Raw genomic sequence first — 16294 nt, forward strand, 5'->3', positions numbered from 1 at the left:
TTCAATAGGTAACTTCAATTTCACTCCACTCACTTATACTTCCATCAACAAAAACCGCTTTCAATCCATACTCGTATTTGGAATTGGGAATCAGTTTGCTGTCCAAAAACTCGCTAGTTCTAGGGGAGAAAGTTTTGTATAAGGTGTACTCACCGTTGTTTTCCTTTTTATACAATTGTATTTCCAATACATTGGGTTCGTTGTATCGCCAAGTCAAGATGATATGCTTGCTTTCCCGGTCCACTTCTGCATGGAGTGCTTTAATTTTTGGCTTTAACAACGTTTGCGGCGTTGCAATGGCAACCAAAGGAGAAGGCCTGCTTTCCAGTCCAACTGTGTTTATAGCCGTAATGGTATAGCCATATCGGGTATTGGGTTCTATTTCAAGGTCCTTAAACGCTGTCAACGAAGTCTCTTCGGTTTCCAAAATAGGTTGCCAAATACCATCTTGGAGCCCTAGCTGTTTTCGGTATATGATTTGTTTGGCAATCTTGTCAGACGAACTTGGTGTCCACTTTAAAAGAATCGTATCCCCCAACAGTTCATATGCTGTAAAAACAGGGCTAGTGGGCGGCACCCGACTGGGTCGCTCTAAGACCAAGGTGTCCGAGGGTTCGGACTCATTGTAACGAAGGTCGGATGCCACGATTTGATAATACACTTTACTCGTAAAGGTTTTGGTATTGACGGTATCCTGAAAATGAGTTTCCCGTACTTCTCTTTTGGTCAGCCGGGTGAATTCTTGGTTTTTCCGGTCAGCGCGCAACACCGTGTACCCCTTCAAATCCATCTCCGTATTGGGTTCCCAAACCAGTTGTACCACGCCAAGCGTATCCACGGTACCTTGAAGTCCTATTGGTTTATCAGGAGGAATTGAATCCACAGGCTGAATCATCGCTGGTGAAGAGTCTTGGTAGTCTCCTGCAATCCCATACGCCCTTACCTTAAAGTAATTGATGGTCTCCGGTTCACTATATTTAAAGCTTCTTACTTGCTTATCCAACGCTGTGGCCACTGCTTTGTAGGGGCCGATGGCCTTGGGTGCTCTGAGCACATCAAATTGGGTTAACTTCCATGCTTCATCTTTTGGAAAATCCCATTGCAACTCCACTTCTTTCTCTGAAATAATATTGTTTGATGTAAATTGTGGAACCGCCAAAAGTTCTTCAAAGGCAATGACCGATGTTGTATCGGAAGGTGGGCCGGTTTCATCGAACAAAGTTCTTCCCCGTACACGATACCAAAACTTTTTGCCATACTCTTGAATACTATCCGTATATGAAATACCGGAAACTTTAGTGACTGCCAATTTGGTTATGGGGGCATCATTTATTTTTTTAAATGTTTTGCCGTCATTGGATCGTTCTAAATCATAGCTGGTATAATAATCCAGTAATGAATCGTATTCCCAGATCAAAACAAAGGCTTTATTATAATAATATCCTGCAAAATCAAATGGTTGCGGAAGCTTGTGTACTTCTATAGGATCAACTAGTACCCCATTGTACCTCCCTTTTAAATTTTCTGACGCATTGGCCAATTTGATATTGTAGAGGTATTTTTCATTTGTTTTAATGTTTGTGTCAACATAGCCCATTCCAGCATGTTGTGCTACTTCAAAATCTTGATCAACTGCAAACATGGAAAAAGCAAAGCGTTGGTCTAATTCTTCGCTTTCGTTGATTACTTGCATAAGTAAATTGTCATCGTTGCTGTTTGTATTAAAACTTTCCCCATAAATAGCTTGAGCAGTTATTGCAGCCACATCATTACTTTCAACCATTCCTCTCCATTCCAATAAAGGTTTTGGTTTTATAGGACCTCCCGAAAGTATCTCTACCTCACCACCTAATACTGGCTTCCCATCTCGTTCAATGGTGTGTCTTTCCAAGATGTATCCATGATCAATCCCCGACTGCCACGATATTTTGTCCGTAGCACCCCATCTTAAAAGTACCCTGCCTTCAATCATCCTATGCCTGATCACTATTTTGGAATGAATTGTATCTGTTGGCAGATTTTGGCCTGAAACTTGAAAAAGCACAAAAACCATCAAACAAAGACAACTGAAATAGTTCATATTGTATTTACTAGAAGGTATTTTCATAATCCAGTTTAAATGAATTCCCTACTGTCTTTTTTGGCAGCAGGTATTTAAACCTCACCTGATACTTTTCCCGTTTTATAAATGGGAACTTTCCCCAAATGATATAATCATACTTTTCATATTTTTCCAAATTCCTTATTTGGGGCATTGTATATCTATATGCTATTTGTATCCTAAGATTTGCATAGTCGGAATAATATGCTTTTGGCAACTTCCATATATAAGGAAAGTTGCTTTTTAAGTAGTCTGGATACATATTGTCCATTGTGTAAGCTAGATAGGTGTTGCTTACCATCATCGGTCCTTTGGGCGGTACTCCCCAGATGGCTTCATTTCTATTTACCCTAATCGTCCCATCCAATGGGTATTCCTCATATAATAAAGGATTGATCTCATCTCTAAAGTATCTATTATTGGATAGAGCCTCTGGATGTATTAACGGCTCATTGTCCGTATATTGATTTCCAATCAAGTCAACAATACCAAAAGGTTCATAGTCATCCATCCTAAGATGTATTCTTCCAACATTGGCAATTCCACGGTCTTCTTGTGAATAGCTATCCAGAGAGGTGGTGAATCTATTGATTTTAAGGGACCTCATCTTTTCGGTAAATGTATCGTACCGGCTTGTCGTAAATGAGAAATCCAACCGACTTACAAAGGCCCCGCTCTTGGCACTGCCGACCAGGGTATTGGTGGAAATTTCCAAATCATCCGAAATTTGATGGAATTCTTCTTGGGTCATGACCAAGTTTTCTTCCACATCGCTCGGATTCAAGGTGATGAGTGCATAAGTGTAGGTTGTTTCATTATCTAAATCGGGAATGGAGAAACTCAATCTTTTTTGTGAGGCGATGTATTGAAAATCCGCCTTGATCTTGTTCCCGGATTCGTCCAAAAAGTACAGTTCATCCCTATATCCGTTTCCAAAAAGGTACTCCTGCCCCGAATGTAACTGAACATATCCCTGATTGCTCTCCCTGGGCAGCATGTAGGTTTGATCCACCACAGGATACATATACTCAATGTTGTTTCTGGGAATATAGGTTGGAGCGGTGCCCGTGGTAAATGTGATTTCCTTCTCCTCAAAGATGGGGTCGCCATTTTCCCGGACCGTTATCCAATTGCTGCCCGTCTTCTGTTGGAAACCGACTTTTACCTTTACATATATTTCTTCTTCTGGAGGAAGAGTTTCAAAAGGTTTGAACACCAAAAGGTCTTGTTCTGCATTAAATTCAGATTCTCCCTGAATAGGGTTCCCTTGATTTGTGATGACAAATTCCTCCAAATGTACCCTGTAGGTTTTCCAGCCCTCGTCACCCTGTATCTGGAGTTCACTTTCCATTGGGATATTAAAAGCTACCTGTACGGCATCGAAAACATCCACATTGGTATAGCCGTTTCCGGGCATGACATCCGAAATAATGACAATGTCCTGCAAACCGGACTTGCCTACAATTTCACATTCTTCACCAATAATTACCTTTAGACGTGTTCGAATACTGACCACTCCCAACACCCTGACATCGATACCCGCGTAACCTCTAATGAACCATGGGTTTGGCAATTGGGCCTGGGCCAAAACCGCCAGTCCAGCTTTTAATATTTTAACACGCTTACGCATGCCGAATAGTTTTATCTGGGCACCTATTTCCCCTTGTAGAAATGCATATAATTGACCGGTGGCATACCAGCCGTCCATACCCAATGGCCCTGATTTTCCTCGACAATGTGCATCACCAAAATCACGCATCATCAAATCGAAACCTACTCCTGCCCGGACACTGGCATATACAATGCCCCAATCAATTTCTTTGCCCACTGAGAAGGAGGCACCAAATGCATATCCTGCACCTTCCGCCAAATTTTGATTGAAATTGCGGCCAAATATGAGCTCATCACCCTTGAGATTCAGAATATCGATGACATTTTGGGGCGGCCTTGCCGGGTCGGGCAGAACGGTACCTGTCATAAAGTAAAGGTCCACTTTTGCCGTAAGAGGGCCAATGGGAATACCCTGCAATCCAAAACGTTTGTAAGGGGTTCCCACATAAATGTACCAATCTTCGGGAGCGTTGTAGAATTCCAAATACCCCAATCTGTTCTTCTGCCCTGCTCCCTTAATGGGACCGGCATTCAAAAAAACATCGAACATGCCCCAGTAGGTGCGATTTTCGAAATCAAAATCGATGGCCACTTGCGCGGCAAAGAGTTCATTACCTGTAAGTACTTCGGGAAACACATGATCGGCAAAATACTGAATGCCTTCACGGTCTATGGAAAGTTCGTGGAAATTGGAAAGCGATTGTTCCTTATCTACCACATTTTGTTGCATATCATCCACCGAGCCAAAAGGATCTCTTGATTGTCCTCCCCCTTGGATAAGTGCTGCTGCACCATAGAATCCCAATCTGCTTACACCGCCTCCGTTCGCCGCTGAGTTAAAACTCATTTCTATAGCGGCCAATCCGGTAAAAGCCACTCCTTTTTTTACTTCAAAAGCCGCCAATGCCTTGAATCCAAGTTCAATGGTATCATCAGGAGCATAATATATGCCGGACATTGAGCCTGCATTGTCGTTTAGCCCGGATTTGCGCATATGGTGGTATACCCCTCCCCCAATATCGTATATGGTAAAATTTGGGTTGCTGGAGTTGGTAGGTTTTCCATGCGCATCAACATACCAATATCTGTAACCTTCCGTGGCACCGAACAGACCACGTGCACCAATCTGAATCCCCAAGCTTTCGGAATAAAGATCCAGCTCTCCGGCAAAACCTTTTCCATAGACGGCATTCTCCCTGAAAAATGCCAAACGCCCACTGAACTCAAATCCTTTCCGGGTCACATCCACCTGCACCTCACTAACTTCGGTGGTATTATATTTCCATTTTAAATAATCACCATCCTCCAACTTGCCAAAAATATGGACCCTTACATCCCCATGTATTCCAGATTTATCCAAATTGATGTAACTGTTCAATGACAATCTGGCTTCATCATTACCAATGGTTTCAATAGAAACATCATAAACTCCCAGTTCAAATCCTGCAATTTCGGGAGGAGCAATAGTGTCCATATATCCAGCATATCCAATGGACAAATAGGGTCGCTCTTTGGTCTGAATATGCAAATCTTGAAATTTAAGCCCTGAAAATGTCAGTAATTCTTCATCCGAACCTGATATTTGGGCATTTTGTTCTGGGTCGAATGCCATTATCCCGGAAAGATTGGCCTCTGGATAAAACTTCTTGTCCTCCACCTCCAAATTGATATAAGACTCCTTAAAGATTCTGGCTTTTGACCTGAAAATATTGAAAGGAACGTCTTCTTCCACCTTAACCTTGACAAAATAATCCTGATTGGAAGAGATGACTCCAGAGTAACCCAATTGTCCACCAGAACTTTCCGAATCACTTATGGGCAAGACGATTCTTCCGCTAAAACCGGCTTTCATAAAACGGTTCACCTTTAGGTCAACGGTCAAAGAGTCCAAAGAGTATTGCCATTTATTGGCATTTCCCTCATCGATACCGATAATGTTGGTAGCAAAAAAATCCCCGGACACTCCAAAATTGTCCAACAATAAGTGCTGGGCACCAACAGTGACCCGCTCCTCCGAAATATTTTTATTGAATTCCGGAGGCAGGTAAACACTTACTTCTTCAGCGTAAAACCCACGCCATAAATTTTCGTTGCCCGGCACCAATAGGTTTTGTGCCGTGTACAGTTCTGGGAAGTCGATACTGGCAGCATTGGTGGTATCGCTCAAGTCCAGCACGGTGTTCTGCATTTTAAAGCCCCAATTGGGCAAAGCCCTTAGCTCGAAAGGCGGCAGGTCGACCTGAATCAATAGGTCGTTAATGTTGTTGGTATGCATGGAGAATCCCGCCCCTACATAGCTATCGTTCCCAACAACTTGTTCCCCACTACCAGGTGCTGTTTTGTCCGGATTTTTGATGTCGCCATTTTCGGTAAGTGGAATGGCCACGGTTTTGGCAATACGAACATCGGCACTTAGGCCCAGTTCCCTAACTTTCCCCTCGCAGTCAATGGTAATGTAGGTTTGGCCGTTGGCCTGTCCATTAGGGTCAATACCCCCCAAAAAGGTGAGCAGCCACTGTCCTCCTCCCATGCCCACGGGAACATCGGTCAATAGATTAAGTGTAGCTTCCTCATATATGCCCCCGTTTTTGGACATGCGTATATTAGTGGCACTGAACATGAGCTCTGTATTGAGCTCGCCAAGCTCTACTTTTGCAAATAAATCAACCTCGGTATAGGTGGGGTGGTACTCCATCCGGAAGATGCCCAAGGTAATGTACGAATTGGATTTGTTGGAAGAATCTTCGGAATCGGGGGTAATGTTCTGCTTTATTCCAACGGGCAGCTCTACAGCCTGCTGTCCTCCTATGATTTGGATAAAACGCTGTTCATTTTCTATGATCTGAAAAACTTTTTGGGCATCATCCAATATTTTTTGTGTCTCACCGTCCACATGGAACTGCTGGGCCACATATTCCGGTGAAAACTCTGCCACATTGTTGGGCAAGGCATAGGGAAGGTCCATATGGGCCGGTTCCAGTTCCGGGAAACTTCTAAATCTGTTTTTGGATTCCTCTTTTTTGGATTTCTGTTGCTGCCATCGGTTCATCAAAGCTACCACATCGGTCGAATCGGTTACAGGGGAGGTAGGTTTGCTTTTCAATAATGTATTGGAAAGGTATGTATGTTGCTTACCCTTTGTAACCGAATCCAATGGCATGGGTGTTGCCCATGTGGCAGTACACCATAGCAGTGATATAACAAGTAGGTTGGTTTTCATATAGTCTTGTTTCCGAAGCATTTTAAAAACGAGCGGACTAGGGAGGAGTAAGTAAGGAAATACTTTACAAAAAAGGAGCGGTGGATTGACGGATGCCCCTTTTGAATTGATGGATGCCCCAAATCAAGCAACGGAATATTGAAAACAGCCTTTCTTTTGGTTGTCATTTTACTCTTGTTCATAAAATGATTATCCAACAAATGGCTATGGCTTTTAGGGAAGAATTTTGTTTTGGAATGAGCTCCCCTTGGCTTGAGTGTCCCGCTCGTATCTATTTATTTTTAAAGTATCTCAAAGAACTTTATATTTGATAATTGGAATCTCTCACTCATATTCGGCACCAGCGCGACACTTCGGCTCCGCTCAGCGCAAGTGTTCGCGCTAGCGGGGGTCAATCCTAACTAGGATTGACATTGATCGATGATAATATCTCTTGCTTCCATTAAAGCAAAACCTAAAAGGTTTTCCCCCTTCCAATAATTAGGGTTATTGACATTTTCTTCATCTGATTTCATGCCTATACCCCAAATTTTATCATATGGACTTGCTTCAACAATAACACTATCAGATGTATTTATTAAGAACTCTTTTAATGTGTCATTTTGAGCAAACTTCAATAGGCTGCCTTCGAGAACTAACCCGTATTTTTTTTGATCCCAAATTTTTTGATCAAAGCCTTTAATCTGTCTGCCGAGGCTTTTAATTTCTTTGGGGTCATTGTGCGCTAGGATTTTATTCAATATGGTGCGATCTTTAAATAATTCAGCTTTCTTAAACATCATCCATTTCTCAGCAGTGGAAAAACCCACCCCTTCACTATTTGTAAAATCAGACTTCCACCATTGACTGAAACAACTTTTTCCTATTTTACCATTCTTCTTAGGCTGATATCCCCAAAAGAAAATATAATTAATTGCTCCACCTTCACCATACAAGTTTTTAAGCCAGTTTAAATCGTATTTCATCAGGACACAGGGCTTTTCTTCACTTTCAACCATTCCTGATAAAATTCTTCCTGTTCGAGAACTGTAGAGGGAATAAAATTACCCTTATCGACTTCAAAAATATTTACTACATCAGTCATTTGGGCAGGGACACCAATTTTAAGTCGATACGCCTGGTCTCCGTCTCCCATATCTCTCATCATGGGAGATGGATAAACATCCTTGCTTGCTCCATTACAAACTACAGATACACCTTGCTTTTCTAGTTCCTCTCTGATTCTACATAAAGCTGTAAAATAATCTCTAGCAACTTGATTAACGCTCTTTTCAGAATACAAAAATGACAGGCTGACATCATCTGTATTTTGAAGTTCTTCTAGTTCAAGCCAGCCTTCAAACTCTTCTCCTTTTATATCTGTAGCCAATACTTTATATTTCATTACTCTACATAATTCGGGTTAGGAATAAAATGTTCAGGTGTAACTTTCCCTTTAGGGTAAGCCCCTTTTGTATCTGATGGTAAATACCTCCAGGCATAGATACTTCCACTTGTTCAAGGAAAAAAGCATCTGCATCATCTCCAAGAGTAGAATTCACATCAACTCCTTTTTGACTTCTTATCTCATAAATGTATCCATTCTTAGAGGTAAATTGATTTGCAATTGATATGTCCTTAGTTGTTGACACAAAGTCTCCTCTTGTTGTATTACTCTCAATGTGATTCAATAAATTATCATGAGTACCAAGAGAAGAGAATCCGTTCTCGAAAACTTCTGCAGGGGTTTTTAAAGCCTTATCACCTCTATAAACAGTACCCTTAAATTCTTTTCTTTCGAGTAGGGATTTCAGATACAACCCATCTCTTCTTTTAGAGGCTTCTGTACTAAGATGAGACTTAAATTCATCAACTCGCGAAGGGTTATTGTCGAGATAATTCTTAGTGCCAGTAAGGTTATCTTCATTCTTTCTTAGCGCATCATCTACCCCTGCATTATCCAAAATTTTCCAACTATCCACCAACTCAGGATTCTCAGCAATCGCCTCGGCAAATTCCTTGTCCGTAAGGTCATCGCTCAACTTTTTTAGCTGTGCGGCATCCAAGTCCAATCTCTTAAGAACGTCCACCAACCGCTCGGTCGTCTCCTTGGAGAACTTTACCAAAACGGTGGTGCCATTGGCTAATTTAACAATTTTTCCCGCATTCTTAACCGCAGTGGCATATACCAAGGGTATGGTGCAACTTTATGATGCTCTTTAAAATGATCGATACTTTTCTCACCAAAAGAAGTTCAAAGACTTCTTCCAAAAAAATTTAGCTAGCCTATAAAACAAAAACCAGCACTAAGGCTGGTTCTGTTTATATCATATGTCAGTTTGTTATTTTATCCACACCTAGTGGTGTTAACGTTATCTTAATTCCCTTCTCCTCCCTCGTTATGTTGATAAAACCTTCATCTACAAGTTTCTTTGGCACTATATTGAAACTCTCTTTTATGCGAATATTTCTAGTTATGTACCGATCAAAAGAGTAGCGAGACACTTCTCCTCCCGTATCTTGTATAAACTGAAGGCATTTTACTATCATTTCGTTCGTTATCTCTTCCATAATTAATCTCTTGGGTGATATAATGGTGCATCAACTTCATTAATGCTATAAGACTCCAAACTTGCTGCATGAGCATTGTAGTAGAAATCCTCATCATTTACGCCATCCGATATGCCTTTGTTTTTATACCTATTATACTCTTCCCCTGCTGGTGCGAGCGTCCCGCTCGTATCTATTTATTTTTAAAGTATCTCAAAGAACTTTAGATATGATAATTGGCAATCTCTTACTCATACTCGGCACGAGCGGGACGCTCGCGCTAGCGGGGTCTAAATTAAGTTTATTTATTTGGTTTATAAAAGATTCGGCCTCCTTACTCGAAAATTTCAGGATTTGATAGGAACCTCCTTAGTTCTAAAATCACCAATCAATCTCCCCTTCTTCTCGCATTTTATATTGTAAAGCTGCTAAACTGTAACCCAAATCAAATACATGAGAAGGTTCGAATTTTGTAACTTTCAACTTGCAAAAAGGAACTTCATCGTAGGTAGTCTCTACAATCTCAAAATCTGTCCCATAAAATTTATTAAAGTTTTTTACTTCCTGTTCCAATAAATATGGAAAGGTGACCATTACCTTAAATTCTAATTCCTTACCTGATTCCATCGATTAGTTTTATTTCAATATTTGGGAACATCTCACTAAATTGTTGTATTACCCCTTGGCAAAAGGTACAGTATGGATTTCCTGATACTATTTTTAAAATACCTGTAATTTCAGGTTAACTTTTCCCTTTTATCCCACCTAGCTTTTGAACTACCAATATTTATACTCCACAGGAATTAAATCAGTAACTTTTCTGTATTCACCCTTCCATTTTTTTGGCACCCTTCTTTCCAATTCTTGCTCCTGGTAATATGATGCAAAATATTTGTTGTCAAAATCAACATATAAACAAGGTTTATTTCCTTCACGTCCAAATACATCATTTAAATCAAGTTTCTTATATTCCATACGTAACTCACGATAATCCAATCTAAACCTCTTAAGAAATTTAAAGTATTGTGATTCTAAATTACCTAGAGTTAAATCAATATAACCATTCCAATATTCACCAATCCAATACTCTGTTTCAGCCATACAGTAAAAACTTTCGGAACCCATTTTAACATAGGCTAATAAAACTCCTGATACATTTCTGTTTTTTAAATTCAAACTCATTCATTCACAATTTTAGCGGATCCTTTAATATAATTTTGTTCAATAATTTGATGCCAATATGGGGAAAGCTCAAAAGGATCTCCTGGTTGGGTAGGATCTACTATTTTGGGAGCTTTACCATCTAAGTTTAATAGATTTTGAGATGCCTTATATTGAGGAACTGAAGCTTGTTTCATCTGCGTATCCACTGATTTAGGAACTTCAAACTCAATTATCTCTACAGTATGTCCTTGTTCTATTTTCTTACCTGCATAATAAATAGCATGAGTTTTAGAAGTTGTACTAATATTTAAGGACTTGTCCGATTCATGAAATACTAAATTAGTATTATCAACAGAAATTGCTTTAGACAAGGGATGTTCGGTTTGTACCCTATAATATTTAACGTTCTCCGTGGATGCTGATAACAGCTCATCTTGGTATTTAGCAATTTTCTGAAGTGTTTCCAGATAACCTGGCTGATTTATAAAATCACCTATACCACCTTCACTAACTATTTTCCAACTTACCAGCAATTTTGGATTCTTCCCAACAGCCTCGGCAAAGGCTTTGTTGTTCAAATCCTGGTTGAGCAGCTTTAAGGCATCATCGTCTAAATTAAGTTTATTTATTTGGTTTATAAATGCATCAGCCTGTTGGCTCGATAATTTCAGGATTTGATAGGAACCATCGACAATCTTTACTACCCTGCCCGCATTCTTAACCGTAGTGGCATATACCAAGGGTATGGTGGAGGCAAAGGAGATGGCTGCACTGGTACCGTCTCCTTCTATGGTATACCATATGCCGTTGGCCACATCAAAAACCTCTCCGGCCACGGGCACCATGCCCGCGGCATCCAACACCAAATGTCCTGCCGTCGAGCTAAACACTTGCCCAAAAAGATAATCGAGCCCCCCAGCGGTGTCCACATCGTATTCGGGCACGGCAATGGGCTCCCATCTTCCATTGCCCCTGTTGTATTGGTAATGTATTATCCAACCGTTTTCTTGGTCGGCAATGGAGTACACATGGGCCACGCCACCGTCCACGGCCACCACTTTGCGCAAAAATCCGCCATAGCCAAAGAGGTTATAGGTTCCCATAAAGTATTCGGTAAACCCATCGTAGTCCAAGCTTGGCAAACAGGTAGTGTACCCCTGCTTTTCAATGGGGAGCAGGTCCCATTGAGTACCACCCAAATCCGTTACCAAAGCTCCCTCCCCGGTTGTGTTGATATTGGTGGGTTGGTATAGTGCCTCGTACAAAAGGGGAGCGCAGGTTTTTCCCTCTTTTATGTACCGAAAACGGATGTTGTTCGGGTCTGGCAGTACTCCAAAATCATAGGGTTCTGAATCTTTATTTATTTTATAGCCCGTAAACTCATTACCCTTTTTATGGGCTTTGTACTCGCCTGCATTGGGACCATCCTCGATGGTAAAACTCTGTAATGCGCCATAAGCAGTAATCCCGTTTTGGACCGTATAATATTTTACAGGCACATCTCCATGCAACGCCACGGGCACCCCTGCCGGTGACACATAGACCACAATGTTTGTTTCGGTAGTTCCTTCGAGTGCAAGGGCATCTTCGGGGTCAAAGGCAATTTCATTGGTGCTGGATGAGGCATCTCGGAAACTCTCCGCCTCTTGTATACTTTCTTCAAGGTCGTTGTACGCCTGTAGCTGATTGGCTGTGTTATAACCATCTGGGTTGGGCCCTCCCTGAGTGGCTTCATCTATCAAGTCTTGGCTAGAAGCATTATAGGCATTATGATTGGCTGCCAGCTCGTCCCTTACATTTTGGGGAATGGATTCATCGGCCAACAGTTCATCTACGTAACTTTCCTGTTGCTCGTTTTCAGTTTCAAGTTGCTCAATTTGTTCTGGCGTTCCCGTAAAGTTTTGGAGCAGCTCTCGTATGGACGAAGCAAGCTCCCCAACCCTCTCCACCACATCACCTGTGTCCACAATATTGTCCATGGTGGGGTCGAACTCGGTGATTACAGTGCCCTGCGCAAGCTGCCTGTCCGTGTTCACCAATATATTGGTAAAGTGCACCGCCAGTTTTATGTTGCCCAAATAGGGCAAACGAGTGTAGCCCCTTCCCGTAAAGTAACCGTTGCCGCCGTGCACCTCGGTGGCCACCACCTGAAAGTCGCCCGCGGTAAAGCTCTCGCCCAACTGGGGCAAGGGGTCTTGGTCAACTTAAATTATGTCAAAGAACTTTTAACTACTATGGCACGAGCGGGACGCTTATGCAAGCGGGGAGTTAGTCTAACAGTAATCGAAAAATAATGAATAATACAATCATTACAATGCTCAAAACAACAAGTAACTTTTTGTTACCATATAGAAGCTCTAAAATGATTTTTAAAATTTCTTCCACTTTCTTATTTTTTATGAAGTAGGCTTTATTTCTCCATCCTCATAATTATCCCTACTTATTAACTGCCCATTACCAGCAAAAGAGAATTTTAGCCCATGTGATTTGCCTCTTTTAATTTGGGTTATTGATTTAATAACTCCATTTGGGTGAAATAAGATTCTATAACCATTATGCTCGTTATCATACATTCTAAATGTTTTTAATAGCCCATTATTGTAATGGCCTGTCAAGATTTCTCCTGTCTCTTCATTCCTTAACTGCTTGATGTATTTTGGAGTCAGGTCTTTATTAAAGTGAATTAATAGCCCGTGGTCAAGATTGTCCTTGTAGCTTTTAAATCCTATAATTTTTCCATCAGTATTATAATGAACTTCCAATCCATTCTTTAAACCATTCACTAACATGACTTCACTTTCAATTGTTCCATCTATTCGATAAAAAATGAGTGTTTCATCCTTTATTTTTCCAAGTGATGAAATATTACCCTGATAATCAAACTTCACAAGGTTATCGCTTAGTTTACCCTGTTTCCAAAAGCATACTTCTTTTAGTGTCCCATCTATGCGAAAGGTAGAGTCCAATCCATTCATTACCCCATTTGAACTGACAGTGTATTTCCGTTTTAAAACATTGTTAGGATAATATTTTTTAATTATCGTATCAGTATTATTATTACAACTAACTATTACAAATATCACATACACAATTATTTTAAATGATTTGCTCATACCCTTCTTATTGTCTTAATGGATTGTCATATCTACCGAATATATGAAGTGTTTCTCCGTATTGAGAGCCATAGTAAACATATTTATAATCCCATAATGGAAATCTAGAATCCGATACTTCTGTTTCTAAAGTATTTATTGTTGTTTGTTCATAGAGATTCAAGTTAGTATAAATCATAATAACATCATCCAGAGTCTCCGAACTTATCATTGTATAAAAATCTTCTCTTACGTTGTCCCATTTTATCATATTATCAATAGTCCTTCCATCACTTTCAAAATCCGAGAAAATTATCTCCACAAGGTCTCCAAATATTGGAAGAGCTTTTAATCCTTCCATTTCAGCTCTAGTCATACTGCTTATAGCTGCTGCGGGAGATATGGGATGCGAAGCTATTTTGTTAGCTAATTTAACAGGTATTTTCAATCTTTTCAGCAGTTCCAATTGTTTAGCTTTACCCAACATTTTAAAAGCCGAGTAAAATGCTTTATATTTTATTTTATAAAGTGCAGTAGGGTCCTCCCCATATCCAGTTATATAATTGAAGCTTTCCGTTTCAAAACTTAGTTTCATCACATCGCCAGTTATACTAATTCCAAATAGTTGATATTTGGGTATTTCAGAAATTAAATTCTCCGCAATAGCATCAATCTCTTTGATCCGTTCCCTACGTTTGGCATCTGCGGTGGAAATGTCTGCTATTTCCTTTGGGGACAACATTTGAGTGGTTACCAAGCTGCCTTCCATTTTTAGAGCGTCCAGCTCCTCTTGCAACTCTGGTGGTAGATTTTCTTTGCCGTCAATTTGGTCTATCTCTTGTGCTATGGTCGAGAATTCATAGGTATTTATCTTAGTAATCACCTCTTGCTGCTCTTCCAGCGTTTCTGCCTCGGCCAGTTCATCCAGTAATTTTTCCTTCTCTTTAAAAATTTCATCCCATAAATCCCCAACAGCCTCACCTAGCTCACCCACCGTCTCCACCACATCACCTGTGTCCACAATATTGTCCATGGTGGGGTCAAACTCGGTGATTACCGTACCCTGCGCAAGCTGCCTGTCCGTGTTTACCAATATATTGGTAAAGTGCACCGCCAGTTTTATATTGCCCAAATAGGGCAAGCGGGTATAGCCCCTTCCCGTAAAGTAGCCGTTGCCCCCGTTCACCTCGGTGGCCACCATCTGGAAGTCGCCCGCGGTAAAGCTCTCGCCCACGCCCAACTGGGGCAAGGGGTCTTGGTTGGCAATATCAACACTTGGCGACACCCCGCACTGGTACAGGTCTTCCTCCTCGGTCTCCAAATTGGTGGTAAACTGCCGTAGGGGGCTCCAATTGCTCTCGCCCACAGCACAGGTCTTTTGCATCTGGTATTCGTAGGTGGTGCTGGCCCGTAGGTCCCACAGGGTGGTCCAGTTGGCGGTGGTCTGGTTGTAGAACCATGCATTATCGTTGCCCTTGGCGCGGTACCTTATCTTAAACTGGGGTACGCTGGTGCTGTTGTCCTCCCAAAAAATATTGGCCTGGTTGGCGCCCCTTACTTCATGGTGTATGCCATTGGGCACATAGCAGCCTTCCATATGTTGGAACGAAAAAATTTGGCTATACCCTTGGTTCTGGAATATACCAATGTCCTCTGCCCCTTGTTTTGTCCTAGCCTGTACACGCCAAGCGTAGGTCCTGTTGGGCAACAGCATGGGTTCGCCCGGGCCGTACACGTAGGTAGTGGCACTGGTAACGGTGGTAAACAAGGGCGTGGAACCCAGAAAAGCGGCCTGTGGGTCCATGGCGTTGTCCCAGATCTCCACCAGACTGAGCTCGTACTCTACCTGGCTTACGTTGATGTGCCGTGGCGTCCACTGGAACACGATGTTCTGGGGGCTACGCTCCACGATATCACTCCCATTTTCGGGCAACACCAAAAAGGGCGGACTGTTCTTGAACACATTTAGGGTGGTGCAGGCATTGTTGGAGAGCCGTTTGCCCGTGAGCACATCGAACACCTGAAAACAGACTTGGTAAACACCATCGGGGATGGGGCTGCCGTACACATTGGGAGTAATGCCCACAAGGTTGCCGAACTCAAAGTACGGTGCGAGCAGCATGTGGTCCAGCACGGTGGGTATACCGCCCTCCAAATAGAGCGGCGTGGCCCCGATCACATTTTCACGACTCTGAAACCCGATACCGTTCCCGTTGAAGGATACCTGCAAGCGGACCTGCCTATCGGAAATCTGGAAGTCGTTGAGCACGATCTGTACCCGCAGCGGACCGTTCAGTGCGGCTGCATTGGCAAAATCGGAAAAATTGGCGGGGGCGGGCGGTATGGCCTGTGCTATCACTTGCACTGGAAAGGATTGGGCGGTGGACAGGTGGCAGTACAGCAGTAGGCAGCATAGCAATGGGCAGTATCTCAGTAGGCGGTTGAGCAGTGGGCAGTTGAGCAGTTGGACAGGCAATAATGATCGATAAGCCAGTATGCAGTGTCCGGCAGACTGTTTTTCGGTCTTGTTTTTAGTGAACAATGTTCTCATAAGTAGGTATTTTAGGCGGCAGGCTT

General features: G+C 41.9%; 11 protein-coding genes. 1 reads left to right on the top strand and 10 read right to left on the bottom strand.

Annotated features, from left to right (window positions below; genetic code table 11):
* Position 1: 1 nt before the first annotated feature.
* The 5 genes from GUA46_RS09125 to GUA46_RS09145 all read right to left on the bottom strand — a co-directional run bounded on the left by GUA46_RS09125 (position 2) and on the right by GUA46_RS09145 (position 9103).
* The gene (locus tag GUA46_RS09125; RefSeq protein ID WP_176620228.1) at positions 2-2107 is read right to left on the bottom strand and encodes a fibronectin type III domain-containing protein; all 2106 of its coding nucleotides are present in this window, start codon (positions 2105-2107) and stop codon (positions 2-4) included.
* Positions 2091-6932, bottom strand: a complete 4842-nt coding sequence (locus GUA46_RS09130) for a hypothetical protein (RefSeq protein ID WP_176620229.1) — start codon at positions 6930-6932, stop codon at positions 2091-2093. Before GUA46_RS09130 ends, GUA46_RS09125 begins: the two co-directional genes overlap by 17 nt.
* 401 nt (positions 6933-7333) lie before the next feature.
* Positions 7334-7897: an NADAR family protein gene (locus GUA46_RS09135; RefSeq protein ID WP_176620230.1), complete on the bottom strand. Its 564-nt coding sequence runs from the start codon at positions 7895-7897 to the stop codon at positions 7334-7336.
* Positions 7897-8316 (bottom strand): nucleotidyltransferase family protein, encoded by a 420-nt coding sequence (locus tag GUA46_RS09140; protein WP_176620231.1) that lies wholly within the window; start codon positions 8314-8316, stop codon positions 7897-7899. The genes GUA46_RS09135 and GUA46_RS09140 overlap by 1 nt, the downstream gene beginning before the upstream one ends.
* 4 nt (positions 8317-8320) lie before the next feature.
* On the bottom strand, positions 8321-9103 hold the full coding sequence (locus tag GUA46_RS09145) for a scabin-related ADP-ribosyltransferase (RefSeq protein WP_176620232.1): 783 nt from the start codon (positions 9101-9103) through the stop codon (positions 8321-8323).
* 447 nt (positions 9104-9550) lie between these two features.
* Here GUA46_RS09145 and GUA46_RS09150 point away from each other — a divergent pair, with 447 nt between their 5' ends.
* Positions 9551-9688 (top strand): hypothetical protein, encoded by a 138-nt coding sequence (locus GUA46_RS09150; RefSeq protein ID WP_176620233.1) that lies wholly within the window; start codon positions 9551-9553, stop codon positions 9686-9688.
* A 154-nt stretch (positions 9689-9842) separates the two neighbouring features.
* Here GUA46_RS09150 and GUA46_RS09155 read toward each other — a convergent pair whose 3' ends face one another.
* From GUA46_RS09155 to GUA46_RS09175, 5 genes are all read right to left on the bottom strand, one after another.
* Positions 9843-10088 carry a hypothetical protein gene (locus tag GUA46_RS09155; RefSeq protein ID WP_176620234.1) on the bottom strand — a complete coding sequence of 82 codons (246 nt, stop codon included), beginning with the start codon at positions 10086-10088 and terminating at the stop codon, positions 9843-9845.
* 150 nt (positions 10089-10238) lie between these two features.
* Positions 10239-10643: a hypothetical protein gene (locus tag GUA46_RS09160; RefSeq protein WP_176620235.1), complete on the bottom strand. Its 405-nt coding sequence runs from the start codon at positions 10641-10643 to the stop codon at positions 10239-10241.
* A complete protein-coding gene (locus GUA46_RS09165; protein WP_176620236.1) occupies positions 10640-12805 on the bottom strand; it encodes a hypothetical protein in 2166 nt (721 codons plus the stop codon). Before GUA46_RS09165 ends, GUA46_RS09160 begins: the two co-directional genes overlap by 4 nt.
* A 216-nt stretch (positions 12806-13021) precedes the next feature.
* Positions 13022-13738 carry a toxin-antitoxin system YwqK family antitoxin gene (locus GUA46_RS09170; protein WP_176620237.1) on the bottom strand — a complete coding sequence of 239 codons (717 nt, stop codon included), beginning with the start codon at positions 13736-13738 and terminating at the stop codon, positions 13022-13024.
* Positions 13739-13745: 7 nt separating this feature from the next.
* A complete protein-coding gene (locus GUA46_RS09175) occupies positions 13746-16268 on the bottom strand; it encodes a fibronectin type III domain-containing protein (RefSeq protein WP_176620238.1) in 2523 nt (840 codons plus the stop codon).
* Between the last annotated feature and the right edge of the window lie 26 nt (positions 16269-16294).

The organism is Flagellimonas chongwuensis, assembly GCF_013376415.1.
In the GTDB taxonomy this organism is placed as follows: Bacteria; Bacteroidota; Bacteroidia; order Flavobacteriales; family Flavobacteriaceae; genus Flagellimonas; species Flagellimonas chongwuensis.

Bases quoted from the DNA above. Each gene is read 5' to 3' on its own strand.
- GUA46_RS09125 (WP_176620228.1), bottom strand. From the start codon at position 2,107: ATGAAAATACCTTCTAGTAAATACAATATGAACTATTTCAGTTGTCTT.
- GUA46_RS09130 (WP_176620229.1), bottom strand. From the start codon at position 6,932: ATGAAAACCAACCTACTTGTTATATCACTGCTATGGTGTACTGCCACA.
- GUA46_RS09135 (WP_176620230.1), bottom strand. From the start codon at position 7,897: ATGAAATACGATTTAAACTGGCTTAAAAACTTGTATGGTGAAGGTGGA.
- GUA46_RS09140 (WP_176620231.1), bottom strand. From the start codon at position 8,316: ATGAAATATAAAGTATTGGCTACAGATATAAAAGGAGAAGAGTTTGAA.
- GUA46_RS09150 (WP_176620233.1), top strand. From the start codon at position 9,551: ATGAGCATTGTAGTAGAAATCCTCATCATTTACGCCATCCGATATGCC.
- GUA46_RS09155 (WP_176620234.1), bottom strand. From the start codon at position 10,088: ATGGAATCAGGTAAGGAATTAGAATTTAAGGTAATGGTCACCTTTCCA.
- GUA46_RS09160 (WP_176620235.1), bottom strand. From the start codon at position 10,643: ATGAGTTTGAATTTAAAAAACAGAAATGTATCAGGAGTTTTATTAGCC.
- GUA46_RS09170 (WP_176620237.1), bottom strand. From the start codon at position 13,738: ATGAGCAAATCATTTAAAATAATTGTGTATGTGATATTTGTAATAGTT.
- GUA46_RS09175 (WP_176620238.1), bottom strand. From the start codon at position 16,268: ATGAGAACATTGTTCACTAAAAACAAGACCGAAAAACAGTCTGCCGGA.